Source organism: Leyella stercorea (genome assembly GCF_019052365.1).
In the GTDB taxonomy this organism is placed as follows: Bacteria; Bacteroidota; Bacteroidia; order Bacteroidales; family Bacteroidaceae; genus Prevotella.
Genome location: NZ_JAHQUY010000117.1, coordinates 1 through 5,076, shown reverse-complemented (window position 1 = coordinate 5,076; position 5,076 = coordinate 1). Strand labels below are relative to the sequence as shown.

5 protein-coding genes are annotated in these 5,076 nt (G+C 48.2%); 2 read left to right on the top strand and 3 right to left on the bottom strand.

Going from position 1 to position 5,076, the window contains the following annotated elements:
- Positions 1 to 510: 510 nt before the first annotated feature.
- Both KTQ90_RS12720 and KTQ90_RS12715 read right to left on the bottom strand, forming a co-directional pair.
- The gene (locus KTQ90_RS12720) at positions 511 to 885 is read right to left on the bottom strand and encodes a hypothetical protein (RefSeq protein WP_217318741.1); all 375 of its coding nucleotides are present in this window, start codon (positions 883 to 885) and stop codon (positions 511 to 513) included.
- Positions 882 to 1,649, bottom strand: a complete 768-nt coding sequence (locus tag KTQ90_RS12715; RefSeq protein WP_217318740.1) for an AAA family ATPase — start codon at positions 1,647 to 1,649, stop codon at positions 882 to 884. The genes KTQ90_RS12720 and KTQ90_RS12715 overlap by 4 nt, the downstream gene beginning before the upstream one ends.
- Before the next feature lie 256 nt (positions 1,650 to 1,905).
- Between KTQ90_RS12715 and KTQ90_RS12710 the strand changes: the two genes are divergently transcribed.
- Positions 1,906 to 3,264 (top strand): alanine/glycine:cation symporter family protein, encoded by a 1,359-nt coding sequence (locus KTQ90_RS12710; protein ID WP_217318739.1) that lies wholly within the window; start codon positions 1,906 to 1,908, stop codon positions 3,262 to 3,264.
- An 85-nt stretch (positions 3,265 to 3,349) separates the two neighbouring features.
- Here the strand turns inward: KTQ90_RS12710 and KTQ90_RS12705 are convergent, their stop codons facing one another.
- Positions 3,350 to 4,543 (bottom strand): PDDEXK nuclease domain-containing protein, encoded by a 1,194-nt coding sequence (locus tag KTQ90_RS12705; RefSeq protein ID WP_217318738.1) that lies wholly within the window; start codon positions 4,541 to 4,543, stop codon positions 3,350 to 3,352.
- A gap of 315 nt (positions 4,544 to 4,858) precedes the next feature.
- On the opposite strand from KTQ90_RS12705, the gene KTQ90_RS12700 reads away from it, so the two are divergent.
- Positions 4,859 to 5,041, top strand: a complete 183-nt coding sequence (locus tag KTQ90_RS12700; protein WP_217318737.1) for a hypothetical protein — start codon at positions 4,859 to 4,861, stop codon at positions 5,039 to 5,041.
- Positions 5,042 to 5,076 lie beyond the last annotated feature (35 nt).

Genomic DNA, 5,076 nt, shown 5'->3' with positions numbered 1-5,076 from the left:
AATAGCTCATTTTAAGCTATTCAGCAGATTTTAGCGTAATTTTTAAAGAAAATCAAATAGAAATCTACTCGCTGCTCTCAGACTCAACCTATAATCCCCTATATAGGGAAGGTGTATGCATTTCAGCTTTGGTGCTCAGAAATAACATGGAACCATTGTGGAAATCTTTCGATGACTTTATAGGTAACGATGGTAAATCGTGGAATGAAGGGTTGCCATACGAATCAACTAAAGAAATACCTTTGACAATGATGTTTCATCATTTGTATGACCACACTCTTTGGTCTCTTGCAGATATAATAAAGATTCAACATTTCAATGTTGTTCTGAACACAACTTTTGAAAAGACAATATAATCAATTTAATAAAAAGAGACAGATATCTTAAGCAGTTGATAGATAGCCAGCAAAACGGCTTTATCAAAGTGATTACCGGAATCCGCAGATGTGGTAAGTCATATCTGCTGAATGTCTTTTAAAGGTAAGAAGCGTTGCAGAATAGGCTTTGGAGTCACACTCCGAAGCCTATTCTGTTTTTTCTGCGTGGCATCTCTATGGGCACTATGTCCTCCGGCGTAATCAGAAGAAGGTCGTTGTGATTCTTCGGCGGCTGCTTCACGCATCGTGTGGCGTGCTGAATGTAGATGCGCTCCAGCTGGTTGGTTATGAAGCGTGCGTTGCCCCACGTCTCGGTGTCGCGGGCGCTGAAGGCGAGCGCTATCATATCGGTGTATTTCTGCCATGCCTTTACGGTGAAGCGGTAGCTGTACTCCTCAATGCGGCGGTTGGTTATCTCGAGCAGTTCGTCGACGCTGAAGTCAGCAAACTCGAAGCGGTTGGGGAAGCGCGACAGCAGTCCGGGGTTAGTCTCGAGCAGTTCGTTCATCGGTTCCTTGTATCCGCAGAGCACCACGGCGATGTCGCGCCGGCTCTCGTCGGCGAGCAGATCATGAGCAGTTGCACGATAATCTTTCCAGGGTCGTTCTCGTTCTTTCCGTTCAGAAGGTATGCCTCGTCAATCATCAGGACGCCGCCCTGCGCCATCTCCACCACCTGCTTCATCGCCCTTTCCTCGTCGCCCCAAAGCGTGCCGATGAAGGTGCCGCGGTCGCACACCACGACGTGTCCTTTCGAGAGCGCTCCCGCCTCGTGCAGCAGCGCCCCGAATATCTTGCAGACCGTGGTCTTGCCCGTGCCGGGGTTGCCGAGGAATAGGCTGTGCAGCGAAACCCGGTGCTGCTTCAGTTCGGGAAACTGTTCGTGCAGCATGCGGTTGTAGGCGGTCAGCGCCACCAGTTCGTCCATGCGCTTCTTGATGTTGCCGCAGCCCACCAGCTTCTGCAGCTCTTCCTGCGGATTGTCTATGGGGCGCAGTATCTCCACCCTTACGCTTACGTTCTGGTTCTGCTCTATGACGTCGCCAGGTAGCGGATCGTCGGTGCAGATGTCGTCAGCCTTCTCTGTCGGAGTGTTGTCCTCGGCTTCGTATTCATCTACATCTTCATCTACATCCTCATCTTCCAGAAACGGATTCTCATCGTCCTCGGTCTGCATGTCGTCGAGTTTCACATCCTTGTATTTTTCGCTCACGAACTGCTTCAGGAGTCGTTCGAAATCCTCGTTAAAATTCTCGTCAGTGTTGTTCTGCATATTAGTCATAATTCTATCACGTTAAAAAAGCAACTAAATTCTTTGTCATTTCGTTCATTTTTTTGCTACAATAATATTTGTTTTGTGATAGAATTATGATTATCTGCTGCAAATGTAGTGCAAATATAGATAACTACCAAATGTTTTTGCGTAACTTTTTATACCTTTGCATCGTTTTATAAAGCATTTTGTAATGGCTTTATTGTAAAGCCGATACTCATTGACAGTCGTAGGATAACACTGAAAGCACTTAAATATGGATAACGTCAACGATTTCTTCACCACGCTCAGCTCGTATCTTTGGGGCTGGCCAATGATTGTACTGCTACTTGGCACCCACGTTTTTCTATCCGTCCGCCTGCGTTTCCCGCAACGCAAGCTCTTCACAGCCATACGTCTCTCCGTACAGCGCGACAAGTCGCAGAAAGGCGATGTGTCGCAGTTCGGCGCACTTGCTACAGCTCTTGCCGCCACTATCGGTACGGGCAATATTATAGGTGTTGCCACAGCCGTCGCGTTAGGCGGTCCGGGGGCGGTGTTCTGGTGCTGGCTGACAGGCGTGTTCGGCATCTCGACGAAGTATTCCGAGGCTCTGCTCGCCATAAAATACCGTGTGAAGTCAGAAAAGGGACACATGCTTGGAGGTCCGATGTACACCTTGGAACGCGGTCTGGGATGGCGCAAGATGGGCATTCTGTTTGCCGTGTTCACAGCCATTGCTGCGTTCGGCATAGGCTGTACGGTGCAGGCGAACGCCATCTCTACCATAATGCACGCCTCGTATGGCATCAGCACCAGCGTTAGTGGTGCCGTGCTGATGCTTCTTGCCGCCGCGGTTATCCTTGGTGGCGTGCGCAGCATCTCCAAAGTATGCAGCATGTTGGTTCCGTTCATGGCGTTGCTTTATGTGTTGGGATGCATATACATATTATGTATGAATGTCGTCTATGTCGTGCCGGCGCTCAAGCTGATAGTGAACTCGGCATTTTCGCCTGAAGCGGCAGGCGGCGGTTTGGCAGGCGGATCGGTCATCATGGCTGCCCGCTACGGCATTGCGCGCGGTCTTTTCAGCAACGAGTCCGGACTTGGTTCGGCTCCTATCGTTGCGGCTGCTGCACGCACGAAGAACCCCGTACGCCAGGCTTTGGTTTCCTCTACTGGCACCTTTTGGGATACGGTAGTGATATGCGCGCTCACCGGACTTGTCATCGTAAGCAGCATCATCGCCTATCCCGACATCGACTATTCAAACGGCGCCGAGCTGACGAAGATGGCCTTCTCGAAGATTCCGTGCGTCGGTCCGTTCATATTGAGCTTCGGACTGCTCACCTTCGCCTTCTCTACCATTCTCGGATGGGGCTATTACGGAGAGCGTGCGATGGAGTATCTGAAGGGCAAGCGCTGGACTCACGTCTACCGCCTGCTTTACATCCTGGCGATATTTGCCGGCAGTGTGGCAAACCTTTCTATCGTGTGGAACATAGCCGACTGCATGAATGCCCTCATGGCTATCCCTAATCTGCTCTCGCTGATCTTCCTCAACGGTGTCATCGTTCACGAAACACGCAAGTATCTGTGGCGCGACCGGCTCGACCGCGAGATGAACGAATTTTAAAATCGAGACATAATCTTTACCTTACTATCTAACGTCTCCCTCGTTCGGCAATGCTGAGCGAGGGGATTATCATTTATATATCAACTCAATGTTCTTCCTCCAACTGCTTCAACAAAAAATCCTCAAGCGTCTTTTTGTCGGGAAGTTGCAGCATATAGGTAGAAACGAAGAGGTTGTTATCCATGCCGGCGAGCGCATACTCTACCATCTTCTTGCCCTTACGTGTGCAGAGCAGGATGCCGATTGGAGGGTTGTCGCCAGGTTGCATCTCGTTCTCGCGATAATGCGATACGTATGCGTTGAGCTGTCCGAAGTTCTCGTAGGAGAACTCCTCGTTCTTCAGTTCTATGATTACGCCGCAATGCAGTATGCGGTTGTAGAATACAAGGTCGGGATAGTAGTACTCGTCGTCGATGATGATGCGCTTTTGGCGAGCCTCTAAGCAGAAACCCTTGCCAAGCTCGAGAATGAACTCTTGCAGGTGGCTGATAAGCGCATCCTCCAAGTCATGTTCGTCAACAACTTCCTGCGCCTTCAGTCCAAGAAACTCGAACGTGAACGGCTGGCGTATCTGCAACTCTGCCGAATCGTGCCCTTGAACAGAAGGGAGCGAAAGCAACTTCTCGGGATTGGCGCTGATGCCAGCCCTGACAAATAGGTTAGTGCTTATCTGACGGCGAAGCTCACGAACCGACCAGGTACACTTGATGCACTCCTGCTCGTAGAAGTAGCGGGCGAGAGGGTCGTCAACCTTCATAATCTCATTGATATGTGAGAATGAAAGCTTTGAAACCAATGTTTCTCCAGAAGTTACGAATTTGCATGACGCTGTTGTGCAAATTATATCGGTACGCATTGAGGTGTCTTCGGATGGTAATGAAATTATATCTTCTGTAGATTTGCATGACACTGTCGTGCAAATTCTATTCTTAAAATTCTCAATCATCTGAGGATACATACGATAAAAGTTGCGAGAACTTTGGAATGTATTACGTGTCAGTCCCTTCCTATCCACCCTTTCCTCCAACTTCTTCAGCAGTTGCGTTCCATACTCAGCCCTATCCTTGCCGTGCTGTTCAAACTCGACGATGTAATAACCAATGAGCCAGTTGCGCATCGTCTGCATGCGATTGATTGCTTTTACTGCGGACGATTGTGCAGCATCATGAGTAGTCTGAACGATAGAAGCCAAGTCGTTGAAGGAGTGGAGCGTCTTGCTCCAATCCTCAAAAGGCAGTTCCATGCCGTCGTGCAGATATCTTTTCACTTCGTTTGCCATAATATATTAGGTTTAGCTATTCAGAGGGAAATTTCCACAAAGATACTAACAAATTATAGTCGGGTAAAGTTTTTCTTCTTCAACTTTGCAATAACTAACATAACGGTGGAGCAGCATGAAGAAACTATTGAGGACACCACCGCTACGGTTTTGCCGTTAAAAAATCAAACCACTTGAGCACGAATTTTAACCGCTTGTGCCTTCGCCCAATCCGTTTGAGCACAATCGTCCAAAAGTTGTGTTGTGAGGATGAGAATTTAATCATACCTTTGCATCGGTAACAATTTAAATTCCTAACTTTAAACAACAAAAACTATGAAACAGATTAAGTATCTTTTGATGGCTTTTATAGCCCTGTTTACATGCGTTTCTTTCTCTGCATGTAGCGAAGACGATGAAGGTGGCGGCGGCAGCAGCAAAAATGGCAGCGCTTTCTCCACTCTGGATGGACGTACTGTTAAGTACAAGTATCTTTATGTAACCCGTTGGCGGAATTAATTTAAGTTGATAAATATGAGTAAAAAGTTGCACAT

What these genes read in the sequence shown, in the direction of transcription:
- KTQ90_RS12720 (WP_217318741.1), bottom strand. Translation starts at nt 885, where the DNA reads ATGAACGAACTGCTCGAGACTAACCCCGGACTGCTGTCGCGCTTCCCC.
- KTQ90_RS12705 (WP_217318738.1), bottom strand. Translation starts at nt 4,543, where the DNA reads ATGGCAAACGAAGTGAAAAGATATCTGCACGACGGCATGGAACTGCCT.
- KTQ90_RS12710 (WP_217318739.1), top strand. Translation starts at nt 1,906, where the DNA reads ATGGATAACGTCAACGATTTCTTCACCACGCTCAGCTCGTATCTTTGG.
- KTQ90_RS12700 (WP_217318737.1), top strand. Translation starts at nt 4,859, where the DNA reads ATGAAACAGATTAAGTATCTTTTGATGGCTTTTATAGCCCTGTTTACA.
- KTQ90_RS12715 (WP_217318740.1), bottom strand. Translation starts at nt 1,649, where the DNA reads ATGCAGAACAACACTGACGAGAATTTTAACGAGGATTTCGAACGACTC.